The organism is Dyadobacter psychrophilus, from assembly GCF_900167945.1.
In the GTDB taxonomy this organism is placed as follows: domain Bacteria; phylum Bacteroidota; class Bacteroidia; order Cytophagales; family Spirosomataceae; genus Dyadobacter; species Dyadobacter psychrophilus.
The window spans coordinates 402,763-418,775 of record NZ_FUZA01000005.1 but is presented as its reverse complement, the minus strand read 5'-3'; the positions used below and the strand labels follow the sequence as shown (position 1 = coordinate 418,775).

Genomic DNA, 16,013 nt, shown 5'->3' with positions numbered 1-16,013 from the left:
CTATTTTTCAGAAAAAGCCCACTTGAAAAAATCAGGAAGCGCTTTGGACCAGGTGTTCAGGTTGTGCTCACCCAGTGCAATCTCTTTGTAAAACACGTCGCGGTTCCAGGCGTAACCCTTCCTTTCCAATGTGGCAATGCATTCCAGTGTATCCTGGATCGAATCAATCACGCCGTCTCCGTCGCGGTCGTCGTACTCGTCCAGCGATCCGCACTGAAACCAGAATTTGAGGTCGGGCTTCGTGTTGGCATTGCTGAGCTGCGTATGCATAATGCGGTCGGAATCGTAATAACCGTCGTGCAATGCCCTTCTCCGCCACCATAAGGAGCCTGAAAATACGCCAGCCTTTGAAAAAATGTCTGGATTGTTCCAGACAATATCCAAAGCCATTAATCCTCCCAACGAAAACCCGGCGTATACAACATCTTCCTTTGCAACATGATAATCAGTATTCAAAAACGGGAGTAATTCTTTCGTAACGAAGTTGGAGGTCGCTCCTGCCCTGTTTCCCCGACCCGCATAATCTGCCTCCGCCGCAATGCCGTACTCGTAAATCCTGTTTTCATTGGCGTGAATGCCCGCGATCAAAAATGGTGCCGTTTCACCGGTTGCCTGCAACTGCTGCGCGACCCGGGCGATCGCCAACGCTTCAAAATCCTGTCCATCATTGAACAGCATCAGCGGATAAGACCGGAATGGATCATAACCAAACGGAAGAATTATGGAAACCGTAACTTCCCTTTCCAGGAAGACAGAAAATACATTTTTGACCAGGGGAAGAATGGGCTTGTCGGCGAAACTCAAAATTACTTCTGCGTTGAAATGGATGCAATAAAAGCTCGCAAGTTAATAAATGCCCATAATTTGGTTCCTTTAATTTGTTTTGTATATTTCAATATCAATGGTATTAAACAAAAAAGCTCCGTTTGGAAGAGAAGCATATCAAATATTACTCGCATCATCTGGACAGAGATGTGGACATGCTGGTCTATGGCAATTGGGGCTATCCGCTGCTGCTTTTCCCGACGACTTTGGGAAAATACTATCAGGCAAAAGACATGGGCCTGATCGAATCCGCACGCGGGCTCGTAGAATCGGGAAAATATAAGATCTATTGCATTGATTCAATCGACGCGGATTCCTGGTATGCCAAGCATTTAAACCCGCAATACAGGGTACTCAACCACATTCAATACGACAAGTTCCTGAACAACGAGCTCGTTCCATTCATCAGAAGTGAATGTCATGTAGACCGGATCGGCGTGGCCGGATGCAGCTTCGGCGGCTTTCATGCAGCTAATTTTGCATTCAAACATCCGGAGCAGGTGGCCTACATGATCAGCATGAGTGGCGCATTTGATATCCGCAGCTTCACGGACGGATTTTACGACGATACAGTTTATTTTAATAATCCAATTGATTTCATGCCCAACGAACAAGGCTGGCGCTACGGCCATATGAAGATCGTTTTGGGGACTTCCGACTGGGATATTTGTCTCGACAGCAATTTAAAGATGTCAAAAATCCTGAATGACCAGGGAATCGAACACTGGCTCGATATTAGAGGCTGGGAAAAACACGACTGGCCGTTGTGGAACAGAATGTTCCCCGATTACCTGTCGCGCATCATGTAAATACAAAACAAAAAACCGCATATGAAAAAAATTGGAATTTTGTTTGGAATGGAAAACACTTTTCCAAACGCATTTATTGAAAGGGTTAATAGCAAAGACAGCGGTTTCATTGCGGAAGCCGTGACGATTGACAAAGTAGTGCAGGCGGATCCAACCGAATACGCTGTTATCATTGACCGTATTTCTCAGGATGTGCCTTTTTACCGTGCATATCTGAAGAACGCTGCATTATCCGGCACGGCGGTGATCAATAACCCATTCTGGTGGAGTGCGGATGAAAAGTTTTTCAACAATGCACTGGCTGAAAAAATAGGCGTTCCCGTTCCCAAAACGGTTCTGCTTCCCTCGAAAGAGCGTCCTGAAAATACTTCCGAAACTTCGTTCCGTAACCTTGCTTTTCCGATGGCCTGGGAGGAGATATTCCAATACATTGGATTTCCGGCATATATGAAGCCTCATGACGGCGGTGGCTGGAAAAGTGTTTACAAAGTCGTAAACCCGCAAGATATGTGGCATAAGCATGAGGAAACGGGTCAGTTGGTGATGATGTTACAGGAAGAAATTGACTTTACAGATTATTTCCGCTGTTACTGCATTGGCCAGAAAGAAGTGCTGATTATGCCATATGAGCCAAGAAATCCGCATCATTTGCGCTATGCCGCCGAAATGAAAGCCACGGGCGAAGAAGGTGAAAGGCTTTTAGAAACAATAAAGGATTACACGCTGAAATTGAACATTGCATTGGGCTACGATTTCAACACTGTCGAGTTTGCGGTGCGCGACGGAATTCCTATCGCTATTGATTTTTGCAATCCGGCTCCTGATGCGGACATTTATTCAGTAGGCCGTGATAATTTCGAATGGGTTGTGGAAGCGGCAGCGAATATGGCCATTGAAAGAGCAAAAGCACAAGTGCCTGGACAAACAAATCTGACGTGGGGAACATTTGTAAAAGATGCTCTTGGAATTCCTGCGCAGTCATCAGTAGCGGCACCGGTTCCTGCCGAAGCAGCTCCTGAAAAAGCACCTAAACCTGCTCCTGCCTCGGCGAAAGAAGTTAAGGTGAAGACCGTTGCGCCTAAGAAAGCACCCAAGCTGGTTGAAGATAAAGGCATATTGCCTGTTCCAAGTGAGCCAACACCGAAAATCCCAACTAAAAAAGCAGCGGCAACAAAAGCACCCGCGGCAAATTCTAAACTGAAAAAATCTTAATTCAACCGCATACGCACGCTTTATGGCCACGTTCACCCTGGGAATTGAGGAAGAATTTCAGACCATTGATCCTGTAACAAGGAATCTGAGGTCACATATGTCGAAGCTTGTAGAGGATGGGAAAATCACGCTTAAGGAACGTGTGAAGGCAGAAATGCACCAGGCCGTTGTGGAGGTGGGCACCAACATTTGCCATAACATTCAGGAAGCGCGGGAAGAAGTCACTTACTTGCGCAAAATGATCCTGGATCTGGCTGAAAAGCAAAATTTGCAGGTTGCGGCAGCCGGAACGCACCCATTTGCAGACTGGGTTGAACAGCTCATCACGCCCGACCCCCGCTATGACGAGATTATTGATGAAATGCGTGACGTTGCACGGGGTAACCTGATTTTCGGCCTGCACGTTCACGTAGGAATTGAAAACCGGGATGAGGCCATTCAGATAATGAACGCTGTAAGGTATTTTTTACCGCATATCTATGCATTGTCTACCAATTCGCCTTTCTGGTGTGGCCGTAATACGGGTTTCAAATCTTACCGGTCAAAGGTTTTTGATAAATTTCCGAGGACCGGCATTCCCGATTCCTTTTCGAGCGCAGCCGAGTACGACGAATATGTGAATCTCCTGATCAAAACAAAATGCATTGATAACGGAAAGAAAATCTGGTGGGACATTCGTGTTCACCCGTTTTTTGACACCATTGAGTTTCGTATGTGTGACGTGCCCATGCGAACCGATGAGACGATTTGTCTGGCTGCGATCATGCAGGCGCTCGTTGCCAAAATTCACAAGCTCCATCGCATGAACCTGACATTCAGGCCATATCACCGCATGCTGATCAACGAAAACAAATGGCGCGCCGCCCGTTACGGCATTCATGGCAAGCTGATCGACTTTGGTAAGCAAGAGGAAGTGGAGTACAATGTGCTGGTTGTAGAGCTGCTGGAATTTATTGATGATGTTGTGGATGAACTGGGAAGTCGAAAAGAGATCGATTACATTCACCAGATTATGGCAATGGGCACGGGCGCAGACCGTCAGTTGGCTGTTTTTGAACAAACCGGCAGCATGAATGCCGTGGTGGATTACATTGTTGCAGAAACCAAAATCGGTCTGGACTGACAGTGATTTTTCAGCAACTTGCGAACTAATAGCGTTTCAGGTTGTTAAGAATATTTACCAGATTCTAACAAAATTATAACGTCTGCCTGCATAAAACTGGCAGCTCCTCTAAAATGAATGATGACAAAAAACATTTCCGGATTGCCATTCTGGACATGTACAACGGGTTTGAAAATGAAGGAATGCGGTGCATCAAAAAGATCGTTACCGCATTTGGTGAAAGCGAGTCGGTGGCCGTTGAATACACAATTTTCGATGTAAGACAAAAGCTGGAAATTCCGGGAATGAATTTCGACGCCTACATTTCAACAGGTGGCCCGGGAAATCCTTCTCCGGTTGGAGAACCTTGGGAGAAGAGGTTTTTTGGTTTTTTAGACCAGATATTCCAGTTCAATGCCAACCGTCATAATAAAACCAAAAAACACCTTTTCCTGATCTGCCACTCCTTTCAAATGGCCTGTATTCACTGGCAGCTTGCTGGGGTTAGTAAAAGGAGAAAAACCTCCTTTGGGACATTTCCGGTTCATAAAACGGCATTGGGCCGCAAGGATCCGCTGTTAAATACATTAAGCGATCCTTTCTGGATTGTAGATTCGCGCGACTTTCAGGTTACGCAACCCAACCAGTTTATGCTGGAAAATATGGGCGCAAAATTGCTTTGTCTCGAAAAGATAAGGCCGCACGTTCCGCTGGAACGCGCTGTGATGGCGATCCGCTTTTCCAAGGAAATCGTTGGAACGCAGTTTCATCCGGAAGCTGATGCAGAAGGCATGCTTCGCTACTTTCTACGGGAAGACAAGAAAGTGAGCATTATCGCGGCACACGGCGAAGCGAAATACAATGACATGATCTCGCATTTGAATGACCCGGACAAAATTATGATGACCGAAGCCGTTGTTATTCCGGCGTTTTTGAAAAATGCCCTGAACAAAGCTTTCCTGCCTGCCTATGCATAAGCAAGCCCGCGAAACGTTCAACCGCTCCTTTACCGAAAGTAAATATGAGGCTTTTGTAAAATCTTTCGACGCGGACTTTCCAGGACAGCTGGATTTCCGGGTGGCCGAAACACCAATTTTTGTTCCGAAAGAATTATTCGAAAAAATCGGCATTGCCTCGGAGCAGATCATTGCGACATTGCGTTCTTCTGAATTCATAAGTAATACGGAGCGGGCTGTGCCAGTCGATCAAAATGTGCCTAACGAAAACAATCACACATCATTTCTGGCTATTGATTTCGCCATTTGCAAAGACGAGAAAGGCGACCTTACTCCGCAACTTATTGAATTGCAAGGATTTCCATCGGTGTTTGGATATCAGGCCCATTTGTCCGAATCTTTTAAACAACATTTCGAAATCCCTGAAAATTTCCGTTACAGCTTCGGCGGAGATTCCTACGAAGAATATGTTGAAAAGCTGAAAGAATTAATTCTGGCAGGTGAAGATCCTGAGCACGTAATTTTGCTGGAAATTTTCCCTGAAAAGCAGAAAACGAGGATAGATTTCGCGGTTACGGAAGCAATGCTTGGTATTAAGGCAGTTTGTTATACCAAATTAATCAAAGAAGGAAGTAACCTCTATTACCAAAACGACGGTCGCAAAATTCAGATAAAACGGATCTATAACCGCCTTATATTTGACGATTTACTAAATTACCCGGACTTAAAAACAAGCTATCATTTCACTGATGATGTGAATGTGAGCTGGGTTGGCCATCCCAACTGGTTTTTCAGGATCAGCAAATTTTCCATTCCATTTCTAAAAAGTGAATATGTGCCGGAAACCAAATTTGTAAGCGATTACAATGGTAACTTTCCAGCTGATCTGGGAAATTATGTTTTAAAGCCGCTCTTTTCATTTGCCGGTTCTGGTGTTCAGCTGCACATTTTGGAATCGGATTTGACCGCATTGCCAGATCCAGAAAATTACATTCTACAAAAAAAGGTTGTGTATGAACCCGTAATTCAGGCACCGGATGGTTTGGTAAAATGCGAAGTGCGTATGATGTACGGTTGGAATGACAATGCGGACAAACCAGAACTGCTCATTTCGCTGAGCCGACTTAGTCGCGGTGAAATGATCGGGGTTCGTTTTAATAAAGATTTTACCTGGGTTGGTGGCAGTGCCGCCTTCTTTGAAAAGTAAATTAAGTTTTGTAAATTTTATAAATAAAATACTTTTTAAAAGTATTTAACTTTTAGAATGCATATATCCCATCGACAGCATTTTTTTGACCACTTAGCTCAGACCTCCGACTATCCGCTTGCATTAGAGATTGAAAAAGCAGAGGGCGTTTATATGTACGGCCCGGACGGGAAGCGATATATGGATTTGATTTCCGGGATTGCAGTTAGCAATGTGGGCCACCGGCACCCGAAAATTCTGTCTGCTGTTTATGAGCAATTGGAAAAGCACATGCATTTGCTCGTTTATGGAGAGTATGTGCAAAGTACACAAGTGCAGCTCGCAAAGGCGTTGACAGACACATTAAAAATCACCTCACCTGAGCCTTCTCCCTATGGGTTGATTGATAATGTATATTTTACAAATTCTGGAACGGAAGCAGTCGAAGGCGCGATGAAACTGGCAAAACGTTTCACCGGTTGGGGCGAATTTGTTTCCTGCTTTAATGCTTACCATGGTGCTACCCAGGGCGCATTGAGCCTTGCAGGAGCAGAATTTTTTAAGCGAAATTTCCGTCCGCTGCTTCCTGGTGTAACGCATATTCAGCATGGATTTTTGCCTGATATTGAAAAAATAACGGATAAAACAGCTGCTGTTATCATTGAAATTATTGGTGGCGAATCGGGTGTGCGTGTGCCTGATGATGCATATTTTCCGGCTTTGCGTAAGAAGTGTACTGAAACGGGCGCCTTACTGATATTTGATGAAATTCAGACGGGATATGGCCGTACGGGTTCGTTTTGGGCTTTTGAGCAATTTGGCGTTTATCCGGATATTTTGCTCAGCGCCAAAGGAATGGGTGGCGGAATGCCGATCGGCGCTTTTATGGCTTCGCAGGACATTATGAGCGTTTTTAAAAATAACCCGATACTCGGGCACATTACCACTTTTGGCGGACATCCCGTGAGCTGCGCCTCTTCGCTTGCAGCGTTGCAGGTTACATTGGATGAAAATCTGGCAAGCTCAGCGATCGCAAAAGGAAATCTTTTCAAGTCGTTATTAATCCATCCGGCCATTAAAGAAGTAAGGGGAAGAGGCTTAATGCTGGCTGCGGAAATGGAAACTTTCGCGAAGTTGAAAGACACCATCGACCGCTGCATTCAACGCGGCGTGGTTACCGACTGGTTTTTGTTTTGTGACAATGCCATGCGCATTGCACCGCCGCTTACCATCACCGAAGCGCAAATCCGGGAAGCTTGTGACGTTATTTTGTCAGTTTTGAACGAACAGAAAATATGAATTACGCGATTGAAAATCAGTTTTTGAAAATTGCTGTCCAGGAAAAAGGCGCTGAGCTTTGCCAAATCCAATCAACAGTGACAGGTAAGGACTTTTTATGGAACGCTAACCCCGACATTTGGGCAAGTTATGCTCCGGTGCTTTTTCCCGTAATTGGCGCGATTAAGAATGGATTTGTGAATTACAAAGGCAAACAATACGCCGTTCCTCGCCATGGTTTCATCAGGAACAATGCGGATGTAAAGTTAACGTACCAAACTGCCGACAGTCTGACCTTTGGTTTAAAATTCAGCGAAAAAACGTTGGAGATATATCCATTTGAATTTGAGTTTCTGATCACTTACAGCCTCAGAGAAAATAGGGTCATTGTAAATCATGAAGTCATCAATCATGAGACAGGGGAAATGCTATTTTCCCTCGGCGGACATCCCGCATTCAAATGCCCTCTGCATGACGATGAGTCTTACGAAGATTATTATCTGGAATTTTACGCAGTCGAAAATGATTCAACATGGCTTTTGGAAAAAGATGGCTTAGTCGGAAATGCAACCAGACCAGTTCTCCAAAATACTAACATGTTACACTTGAACAGACACTTGTTCGACACCGACGCACTGATTTTCAAGCATTTGGTTTCAAAACAAGTCAGCCTTCGCAGCACGAAATCTGCACAAGTCATCACCATGCATTACGACGACTTCAAATATCTCGGCATCTGGGCCAAACCAGGCGGCAACTTCGTCTGCATCGAACCCTGGCTAGGCATAGCGGACACCGCCGACTCCGATCAAAACTTTGAAACGAAAGAAGGGATTCTGAAGCTTGCCGCTGGGGGAACGTTTGAGGCTAAGTTTGAGATTGAAATCAGCGAATAATTATAGTTTAAGTGCCACAAGCTCGCTGCCAAGCTGGTGCAGTGCAGCTTCAATTTTCTTCGCCTGGGCCGGTCTTGGTTTTTTCAGGCCTGATGCATAGTGATTTAATAGTTTTTCATTGATTCCTGTAAGACGTGCGATGCCCGTTTGACTAAAAATGCCTTTATAGTATTGTAGGAAGCTGCCCACGTCCAGCCTCCATTCAATTTCATATTCCCCTTTTAAAGCAGCCGGAATGTTCTTGTCGTCGAAAGTCTTGATGATCTCAATACACTCCATTACTGACTTTTTTACAGCCTCAATCGTCTCCCCACCACCATTTATTCCTCTAACATTTTCGGAATGCGCTCCGTAGAAATCTTTGCTTCGGCCTATAAGCACTTTAATTTTTTTCATCTCTTTTCTATGTCTAAGCCCATGATCTTTATTGCTGCCAAACGCGTAGGCTCCGCCATCTCTTTGGAACCATGGTTGGCAACAGCATAAGTAATGCTGCCCTTTCGATAAATGCAATGACTGCCACGCGTTCGTACAAGCAACCAGCCATTACGCCGTATGATACGGTGAAACTCCGAGTATTTCATTGATAGTGTGAGCAAAGTGTTAGGCACAAAGGTATACAATAATATACCATTTGCAAATCACCACTCACAAAAAAAGCTCCCGAAAAGGAGCTTTTAGTCTTTCTACAAATCGCTTACTACTAAACCGTAGCTTCGATTTGTGCGTTTAATTTATCTTCCAAAGTTGTTTTTGGCACAACGCCTACAACTTTATCTACTAATTGTCCGCCTTTAAAGATCATCAATGTCGGGATACTGCGAATACCGAATTTAGCTGGCACCGACGAGTTCATATCCACATCCATTTTACCAATAACTGCTTTGCCCTCATATTCGCCGGCCAATTGTTCTACAACCGGTCCGATCATCTTACAAGGACCGCACCATTCAGCCCAAAAGTCAACAAGTACTGGTTTATCTCCCTGGATGAGATCTTCAAAGGTGCTATCGGTAATTTCAAGTGCTTTTCCCATGTCGAAAAAATGTCTAATGTTTTTTTATTAATCTGATGTAATAAGGATTATAAGTAACTAAAAGTTCCTGATTCAATCGTCATCAGGTCAGTTTAAAAAGAATTTCACACCATGAAATCCGTTAAGCACTTTGAACAGTTCGTTAGACGGCGCAACTCTGTAACCGCGCGACACCATTTCCACTTCCAGGTGCGTTTCCGGATCCACAACCGTCATATTAACCGCGCATGCACCCGGGTGATTACCAAAGGTTTCGTTTAATAAATGAATGAACTGCGCGTCAATCTGATCCAGTGTGAGGTTAATCCTGATCTTACGGCACATCTTCTCGCGGATCTCCGTCAGAAGCTGGATTTGCAAAATCTTAAATTCAAACTGATCCTCCTGTTTCCAGCGATTCTGCACTTTGCCTTTAATGTAAAGGAACTGTCCTATCTGTAAGTAGTTTTTGAACCGGATATAATCTTCTCCGCCCAAAAGCATTTCCATGGAACCGCGGTAATCCTCAATCTTAAAGATCATGAACAAACTGCCATTGCGTGACATACGTTCCTGCGCGCTTGTTACAATGCCGCCGACATTAATTTCCTTACCAAAATATTTGGGTGCTCTCTCATTTTCTCCAATCTCCATCACCTTATCCACTGTGCAATTACAGAAATTATCCAGCTCCACACGGAATGTATCTAACGGGTGTCCGGAGATGTAAAAACCGACGACATCCTGCTCATAACGAAGCTTCGCAAGATCGTCCCAGGGAATCACATCCGCAGCTTTCGGCTTAGTCATCAATATTTCATTGCCACCAAATGCACCGAAAAGCGACGATTGCGCAGAAGCCTTTTCAGCGTGATAATTGTTGGCATAGCGAATCAGTTTCTCGATAAATGTTCCCGTTTCTCCCGGCTCGGTCGCAAAATATTGTGCGCGGTGATACTCAGGAAAACAGTCAAACCCGCCTGCATAAGCCAGACTTTCAATCGTCTTTTTATTTACAGTCCTCAGGTTGACCCGGATAATGAAATCATAAATGTCTTTAAATGGCCCGTTTTGGTTCCTCTCTTCAATAATGGATTCAACCGCCGCGTCGCCACTGCCCTTCACACCCGCCAGTCCGAAACGTATTTCATGTTTCTTATTTGCATTAAATTGCCTGTCTGACTCATTAATATCCGGACCTAAAACTTTCAGTCCCTGCGCTTTACACTCTTCCATGAAGAATGTAATCTTTTCGATGTTGCCCAGTGAGCTCGTTAATACGGCCGACATATATTCTGCCGTGTAATGTGCTTTAAGATAGGCGGTTTGATAAGCAACAAATGCATAACACGTTGAATGTGACTTGTTGAATGCATATGATGCAAAAGCCTCCCAGTCTGTCCAGATCTTTTCAAGCTTTTTAGTATCCAATCCTTTCTCCGCGCCGCCCTTCATGAAGTCGCCCTTCATCTTGTTAAGGGTTTCTATCTGCTTCTTACCCATTGCTTTACGCAATGTATCAGCTTGACCTTTTGTAAATCCGCCCAGTTTTTGGGACAAAAGCATTACCTGCTCTTGGTAAACCGTAATCCCATAAGTATCAGCCAGATATTCTTCCAGTTCAGGCAAATCATATGTTACTTCCTCCAATCCATTTTTACGGCGGATGAAGTTCGGAATGTAGGCGATCGGACCGGGGCGGTATAATGCGTTCATCGCTATCAAGTGCTCGAAACGATCGGGAATCAAGTCGCGCATATACTTTTTCATCCCGTCGGATTCGAACTGGAAAATGGCGTTGGTTTCACCTCTCTGGAACAACTCAAAAACTTTCGGGTCGTCCAGCGGAATGTCGTCGATGACGATGTCGACATTATGATTTTGCTTAATAAGCCGCAATGCTTCCTTGATGATGGTCAGGTTTCGCAGACCTAAAAAGTCCATTTTGATAACCCCCGCATCCTCGATGATCTTTCCCTGATATTGTGTGATCAGGAAATCGGAGTCCTTAGATGTGCTTACCGGAATAATCTCCGTTAAATCGCTTGGCGCAATGATGATTCCGGCTGCGTGGATCCCTGTGTTCCTAACCGTTCCTTCCAGCCTTCTCGCCTCTTGTAGAACACTAGCCTGCAAGTCATTACCTAATGCAATGGCACGCATTTTCTTCACATTATCCAACTCTTCCGGCGCAATGCCTTCTTTTTTCATCAAACTTCCCTCTCCTTCCAGCGGTGCCGTAAAGATCCGGTTCAGCGTCATATTATAGGTTGGCTTGTCCGGAACCAGTTTCGCGAGCATATTGGCGTCCGCAAGTGGCAGGTCCATCACACGCGCAACATCCTTAATGGCCGATTTGGCAGCCATTGTACCATAAGTCACAATCTGCGCAACCTGGTTGTAGCCATATTTTTTAACCACATAATCAATCACTTTCTGCCGGCCTTCATCATCGAAGTCCGTATCAATATCAGGAAGTGAAATACGGTCGGGATTCAGGAAACGCTCGAAAAGCAGATCATATTTAATCGGGTCAATGTTGGTAATTCCCGTGCAATAAGCGACCACCGAACCTGCCGCGGAACCACGTCCCGGACCAATGAAAACGCCCATTTTACGGCCTGCATCAATGAAATCAGCCACAATCAGGAAGTATCCGGGGAAACCCATATTCCGGATTGTTTGCAGCTCAAAGTTCAGCCGCTCTTCGATTTCAGGGGTTATGGTGCCGTATTTGAAACGCGCTCCTTCAAATGTAAGGTGCTTAAGATATTCCCATTGGTTTAATACATCTGCCGTAAGTTCCTTTTTACCAAACATTTCCGACAATGTATGCGTCTTAAATTCTTCGGGGATCGGGAAATTCGGTAACAGGATATCTTTCCGCAGATCCAGTGCTTTTATTTTATCAACAATCTCATTCGTATTGTCCAGCGACTCTGGCAAGTCGTTGAACAGTTTCATCATTTCGCTGGTGTTTTTGAAATAAAACTGATCATTGAAAAACGCGAAACGCGAGCCTTTTGGAATGCCTTTATCATCATCAAAATCCTTTGCCGATGGCGTGCTTTGCTTATCCCCGGTGTTGATACAAAGCAAAATGTCATGCGCGTTCCAATCTTCCTGATCCACGTAATGCGAGTCATTGGAAGCGATGATCTTAACATTATATTTTTTTGCAAACCTTACAAGAACCTCATTAACAATGTATTGATCACGGATTTCGTGGCGTTGCAGCTCTACGTAGAAATCTTCACCAAACAGATCCAGCCACCATTTAAATTCCTTCTCCGCTTCCTCTTCACCCTTACGGATAATCGTTTTTGGGATGATCGCTCCAATACAGCAAGTTGTAGCAATCAGGCCCTTATGATATTTGACAATCAGCTCTTTATCAATCCGCGGATATTTTCCATACATTCCCTCGATAAAACCGAGCGAACACATTTTAACCAGATTTTTATATCCCAATTCATCCTTAGCAAGAAGCAACTGGTGATGCCGCACGTCCTTTTTATCCTTCGTAAACTGCCGGATATGGCGGTCTTCCACAACGTAAAATTCACATCCTACTATCGGCTTGATGCCTTGCTTATTGCCTTCCGCCACGAATTCGAACACACCAAACATGTTACCATGGTCTGTGATGGCAACGGCAGGCATGTTGTCTTCCTTGGCCTTTTTGAAAAGCTTTTTTATATCCGCCGCACCGTCCAGAAGGGAAAATTGCGTGTGGCAGTGCAAGTGTGAAAATTGCATGTTATAAGAATTGTTGTTTGGAATTATAGACTATCAGAAGGCAGGCAATCGAAATCAGGGCTCGGCAGGCTGTTCATATATTACATAATTCATATAGTCTGTAAAAGGTTTAAGCAAAGAAATCCCCTGAACGACCATTTTCCCAAAGTCCTTGGAAGTCACTTCTTTATCAGTGTAATTATGGGAGAAAAAAAGTTGCTTTTGTTTTAAGAGCTCAATCTCCGGATGATCTTTGGCATATCCTTTCGGCGTCGTTTTCAAAGCCTCGCCCTCAATGTTCGGATAGTAGGCACGAAAGTCCTTGTCATGGATAATTTGCTTTAATTCATCCGCATTGTAATCGATCTCCTGTCGGAACCGCGCCAGTTGTTCCGGCGTTGTTTCCCACATGCCACCGCCCAAAAAAGTTTTGTTACCGGGCTGAATTTGCAGGTAATAATCAATTCTCCCCGACCCCTTTCCACCTGGGCCGATGCCTGCGCTGAGGTTATTTTTATAAGGTGCTTTATTTTTAGAAAACCTGATATCGCGGTTGATCCTGAAAATACATTCTTTGACTTGGAGATTGCCCAGATCCTGAAATTTGCCTACTTCTTCTATTAAATAGGCGACAAGCTTTTCAAGATCCGCTTTTGCTGCGTCGTAATCCTTTCTATTCTGCTGGAACCATTCCCTGTTATTATTTTCGGCTAACTGACTTAAAAAGTGAAGTGTTTTGGATTCCATCGTGTATTGGTGAAGCTATAAAATTCAAATTTACTACGTTTTGTGATTCAATTTAACGAATTTTGGCAAATTAGAAATCGGAAAACTTCTTAAAAACTGATAATCAGGAGAAAGCTATGAACCGTCCATTTTTGTCCAAAGAAGGTAAAAAGAAAACTGCTGTTTCCAGGCCAAATAAAGACCAACGAGAGCTGAAAGCAAAGTCATATAAAGAAAAGTCAGACAAACAGTGGCTATTTGATTCGCTTACCAGGGCTTTGAAAGAAGTAAAGCTGATGGAAGAGGGCAAACTTCCCGAACCTGACATTAATGATTTGTTCAAAGATTAATATCACATTCTAATGATCAAAATCACTTACACACATGAATTTTCAAAAGAGTACAAAAGACTTTCAGAAAAATACCGTCACTGGAAACAGACATTAAAGCACTTATTGAAAACTTATCCGTAAATCCCGGCTTGGGCAAGCCACTTGGATCTCACCTTTTCAAAATTCGATGGCAAATAAAATGCAAGGGAAAGGGTAAGAGCGGAGGAATAAGGGTAATTACCTATTTTAAGCTGCATAATGACAAGCTTCGCCTGGTGACGATATACGATAAATCGGAAAAGGAAACAATCCTGATTAAAGAACTTCGCGCATTGGTTAAATCAATCGAATAATACAGTAACAATTTATAAATGGCCAGAATCCTTACAGGCATCCAGAGTAGCGGAAGGCCCCATTTGGGGAACATTTTGGGAGCGATCCTTCCCGCTATTGAACTTTCAAGAAAACCCGAAAACGAATCCTTCTTTTTTATTGCTGACCTGCATTCTCTTGTTTCAATCAAAGATGGAAAATTGAGACGCGAGTATGCCCGCGCTATTGCAGCTACTTGGCTTGCGTTTGGTTTTGACTTTGAGAAAAATGTATTTTGGCGACAATCCAGGGTTCAGGAGCATACAGAACTGGCCTGGTATCTCAATTGCTTCACCCCGTTTCCGATGCTGGCGAACGCCACCTCTTTTAAGGAGAAATCGGAGAAACTGGCTGACGTGAATGCGGGTTTGTTCACATATCCGGTTTTGCAGGCCGCAGACATTTTGCTTTACAATGCCAACATTATTCCCGTTGGAAAAGACCAAAAGCAGCATCTTGAAATGACCAAAGATATTGCGACGCGTTTCAACCTGATCGCCGGAGAGGAAATGCTGGTGTTGCCGGAACCGCAAATTGATGAACGCATTATGACCATTCCGGGCGTCGATGGGCAGAAAATGAGCAAATCTTACCACAATTACATTGATATTTTCGTTCCCGAGAATGAGTTGAAAAAATCAATCAAAAAGATCGTTTCTGACTCAACGCCTTTGGAAGATCCCAAAGATCCCAAAACAGACATTACATTCAAACTTTATAGCCTTGTTGCGTCCGACAGCGAAATTGCAACCATGCGTCAGAATTATCTGAACGGTGGTTACGGGTACGGGCACGCAAAGCAGGCACTTTTGGAATGCATGCTCGAAAAATTCGCGGAGCCGCGCCGAATCTTCAATCATTATATGGAAAACGAGCCGGAACTGGAAGCCATCCTTGTAGCGGGTGAAGCAAAAGCGCGCGCCATAGCTCAGGAAACGATTGGAAAAGTTCGTAAAGTACTCGGTTACAGCTCATGACAGAAAGCGTTGACATGCTGATCAATTCCGACCAGGATTTATTTCTCTGGCTAAATGGTCACCATACACCCTTGCTGGACTCGTTGATGTACTGGATCACATTCAAATACACCTGGATTCCGATGTACATCGGACTTATCGCTGTTCATCTGCGAAAAGATTGGAAAAAAGGTTTGGCCGAGCTGGCGGTCGTGCTCATTGCCGTTATTATTGCCGACAAGATCACTTCCGGATTAATGAAGCCATACTTTTTAAGGTTCCGACCTTGTCATGAGCCCGAGCTGCAGGGATTGGTGCATCAGGTTACTGGCTGCGGCGGGCTATATGGATTTGCATCGTCCCATGCTTCCACAAGTTTCGCGGTCGCGACATCCTGGTTTGCATTTTTGAGGACAAAACTTTCACACGTGTGGCTTTTGTTCGTCTGGGCAGCGATTTACTCATATAGCCGCGTATATGTTGGCGTGCATTATCCGGCCGATATCGTGATTGGCGGCCTGATCGGACTGGTCGTCGGTTGGCTTTGTTTGAAACTTTACCACACTTTTTTGACAAGATATTACCGTATCTGATTGATTTTATTTAATTT

General features: G+C 44.2%; 17 protein-coding genes. 11 read left to right on the top strand and 6 right to left on the bottom strand.

From position 1 onward, the window contains the following. On the bottom strand, positions 1-804 hold the full coding sequence (locus B5X68_RS19750) for an alpha/beta hydrolase (protein ID WP_229208495.1): 804 nt from the start codon (positions 802-804) through the stop codon (positions 1-3). Positions 805-926: 122 nt separating this feature from the next. On the opposite strand from B5X68_RS19750, the gene B5X68_RS19745 reads away from it, so the two are divergent. From B5X68_RS19745 to B5X68_RS19715, 7 genes are all read left to right on the top strand, one after another. After that, a complete protein-coding gene (locus B5X68_RS19745; RefSeq protein WP_082216482.1) occupies positions 927-1,634 on the top strand; it encodes an esterase family protein in 708 nt (235 codons plus the stop codon). A 21-nt stretch (positions 1,635-1,655) separates the two neighbouring features. Further along, positions 1,656-2,846 carry an ATP-grasp domain-containing protein gene (locus tag B5X68_RS19740; protein WP_082216481.1) on the top strand — a complete coding sequence of 397 codons (1,191 nt, stop codon included), beginning with the start codon at positions 1,656-1,658 and terminating at the stop codon, positions 2,844-2,846. Positions 2,847-2,868: 22 nt separating this feature from the next. Further along, the gene (locus B5X68_RS19735) at positions 2,869-3,969 is read left to right on the top strand and encodes a carboxylate-amine ligase (RefSeq protein WP_082216480.1); all 1,101 of its coding nucleotides are present in this window, start codon (positions 2,869-2,871) and stop codon (positions 3,967-3,969) included. Between the two features lie 113 nt (positions 3,970-4,082). Continuing rightward, the gene (locus B5X68_RS19730; protein WP_082216479.1) at positions 4,083-4,925 is read left to right on the top strand and encodes a type 1 glutamine amidotransferase; all 843 of its coding nucleotides are present in this window, start codon (positions 4,083-4,085) and stop codon (positions 4,923-4,925) included. After that, the gene (locus B5X68_RS19725; RefSeq protein ID WP_082216478.1) at positions 4,918-6,111 is read left to right on the top strand and encodes a hypothetical protein; all 1,194 of its coding nucleotides are present in this window, start codon (positions 4,918-4,920) and stop codon (positions 6,109-6,111) included. Before B5X68_RS19730 ends, B5X68_RS19725 begins: the two co-directional genes overlap by 8 nt. Positions 6,112-6,168: 57 nt before the next feature. Continuing rightward, positions 6,169-7,389 carry an aspartate aminotransferase family protein gene (locus tag B5X68_RS19720; protein ID WP_082216477.1) on the top strand — a complete coding sequence of 407 codons (1,221 nt, stop codon included), beginning with the start codon at positions 6,169-6,171 and terminating at the stop codon, positions 7,387-7,389. Next, positions 7,386-8,264 carry an aldose 1-epimerase family protein gene (locus B5X68_RS19715; RefSeq protein WP_082216476.1) on the top strand — a complete coding sequence of 293 codons (879 nt, stop codon included), beginning with the start codon at positions 7,386-7,388 and terminating at the stop codon, positions 8,262-8,264. The genes B5X68_RS19720 and B5X68_RS19715 overlap by 4 nt, the downstream gene beginning before the upstream one ends. Here B5X68_RS19715 and B5X68_RS19710 read toward each other — a convergent pair whose 3' ends face one another. The 5 genes from B5X68_RS19710 to B5X68_RS19690 form a co-directional block, all read right to left on the bottom strand. Next, a complete protein-coding gene (locus tag B5X68_RS19710) occupies positions 8,265-8,660 on the bottom strand; it encodes a HicB family protein (RefSeq protein ID WP_082216475.1) in 396 nt (131 codons plus the stop codon). Continuing rightward, on the bottom strand, positions 8,657-8,848 hold the full coding sequence (locus tag B5X68_RS29500) for a type II toxin-antitoxin system HicA family toxin (protein ID WP_082216474.1): 192 nt from the start codon (positions 8,846-8,848) through the stop codon (positions 8,657-8,659). Before B5X68_RS29500 ends, B5X68_RS19710 begins: the two co-directional genes overlap by 4 nt. A 119-nt stretch (positions 8,849-8,967) precedes the next feature. After that, positions 8,968-9,300 carry a thioredoxin gene (gene trxA / locus B5X68_RS19700; RefSeq protein WP_082216473.1) on the bottom strand — a complete coding sequence of 111 codons (333 nt, stop codon included), beginning with the start codon at positions 9,298-9,300 and terminating at the stop codon, positions 8,968-8,970. 87 nt (positions 9,301-9,387) lie between these two features. Further along, the gene (gene dnaE, locus B5X68_RS19695) at positions 9,388-13,038 is read right to left on the bottom strand and encodes a DNA polymerase III subunit alpha (protein ID WP_082216472.1); all 3,651 of its coding nucleotides are present in this window, start codon (positions 13,036-13,038) and stop codon (positions 9,388-9,390) included. 54 nt (positions 13,039-13,092) lie between these two features. After that, the gene (locus B5X68_RS19690) at positions 13,093-13,764 is read right to left on the bottom strand and encodes a DUF2461 domain-containing protein (protein WP_082216471.1); all 672 of its coding nucleotides are present in this window, start codon (positions 13,762-13,764) and stop codon (positions 13,093-13,095) included. Between the two features lie 116 nt (positions 13,765-13,880). Here B5X68_RS19690 and B5X68_RS19685 point away from each other — a divergent pair, with 116 nt between their 5' ends. From B5X68_RS19685 to B5X68_RS19670, 4 genes are all read left to right on the top strand, one after another. Continuing rightward, positions 13,881-14,093 (top strand): hypothetical protein, encoded by a 213-nt coding sequence (locus B5X68_RS19685; RefSeq protein WP_082216470.1) that lies wholly within the window; start codon positions 13,881-13,883, stop codon positions 14,091-14,093. A gap of 131 nt (positions 14,094-14,224) precedes the next feature. Continuing rightward, a complete protein-coding gene (locus B5X68_RS29495) occupies positions 14,225-14,428 on the top strand; it encodes a type II toxin-antitoxin system RelE/ParE family toxin (protein WP_212568023.1) in 204 nt (67 codons plus the stop codon). A gap of 18 nt (positions 14,429-14,446) precedes the next feature. After that, entirely contained in the window at positions 14,447-15,424 is a 978-nt protein-coding gene (gene trpS, locus B5X68_RS19675; protein ID WP_082216469.1) for a tryptophan--tRNA ligase, read from the top strand. Beyond that, positions 15,421-15,996: a phosphatase PAP2 family protein gene (locus tag B5X68_RS19670; protein WP_082216468.1), complete on the top strand. Its 576-nt coding sequence runs from the start codon at positions 15,421-15,423 to the stop codon at positions 15,994-15,996. The genes trpS and B5X68_RS19670 overlap by 4 nt, the downstream gene beginning before the upstream one ends. The last annotated feature ends 17 nt before the right edge of the window (positions 15,997-16,013 follow it).

Excerpts from the sequence above, each read along its gene's own strand:
- trpS (WP_082216469.1), top strand. The coding sequence starts at position 14,447 with ATGGCCAGAATCCTTACAGGCATCCAGAGTAGCGGAAGGCCCCATTTG.
- B5X68_RS19690 (WP_082216471.1), bottom strand. The coding sequence starts at position 13,764 with ATGGAATCCAAAACACTTCACTTTTTAAGTCAGTTAGCCGAAAATAAT.
- B5X68_RS19730 (WP_082216479.1), top strand. The coding sequence starts at position 4,083 with ATGAATGATGACAAAAAACATTTCCGGATTGCCATTCTGGACATGTAC.
- B5X68_RS19720 (WP_082216477.1), top strand. The coding sequence starts at position 6,169 with ATGCATATATCCCATCGACAGCATTTTTTTGACCACTTAGCTCAGACC.
- B5X68_RS19710 (WP_082216475.1), bottom strand. The coding sequence starts at position 8,660 with ATGAAAAAAATTAAAGTGCTTATAGGCCGAAGCAAAGATTTCTACGGA.
- B5X68_RS19670 (WP_082216468.1), top strand. The coding sequence starts at position 15,421 with ATGACAGAAAGCGTTGACATGCTGATCAATTCCGACCAGGATTTATTT.
- B5X68_RS19685 (WP_082216470.1), top strand. The coding sequence starts at position 13,881 with ATGAACCGTCCATTTTTGTCCAAAGAAGGTAAAAAGAAAACTGCTGTT.
- B5X68_RS29500 (WP_082216474.1), bottom strand. The coding sequence starts at position 8,848 with ATGAAATACTCGGAGTTTCACCGTATCATACGGCGTAATGGCTGGTTG.
- dnaE (WP_082216472.1), bottom strand. The coding sequence starts at position 13,038 with ATGCAATTTTCACACTTGCACTGCCACACGCAATTTTCCCTTCTGGAC.
- B5X68_RS19725 (WP_082216478.1), top strand. The coding sequence starts at position 4,918 with ATGCATAAGCAAGCCCGCGAAACGTTCAACCGCTCCTTTACCGAAAGT.
- B5X68_RS19735 (WP_082216480.1), top strand. The coding sequence starts at position 2,869 with ATGGCCACGTTCACCCTGGGAATTGAGGAAGAATTTCAGACCATTGAT.
- B5X68_RS19715 (WP_082216476.1), top strand. The coding sequence starts at position 7,386 with ATGAATTACGCGATTGAAAATCAGTTTTTGAAAATTGCTGTCCAGGAA.
- B5X68_RS19740 (WP_082216481.1), top strand. The coding sequence starts at position 1,656 with ATGAAAAAAATTGGAATTTTGTTTGGAATGGAAAACACTTTTCCAAAC.
- trxA (WP_082216473.1), bottom strand. The coding sequence starts at position 9,300 with ATGGGAAAAGCACTTGAAATTACCGATAGCACCTTTGAAGATCTCATC.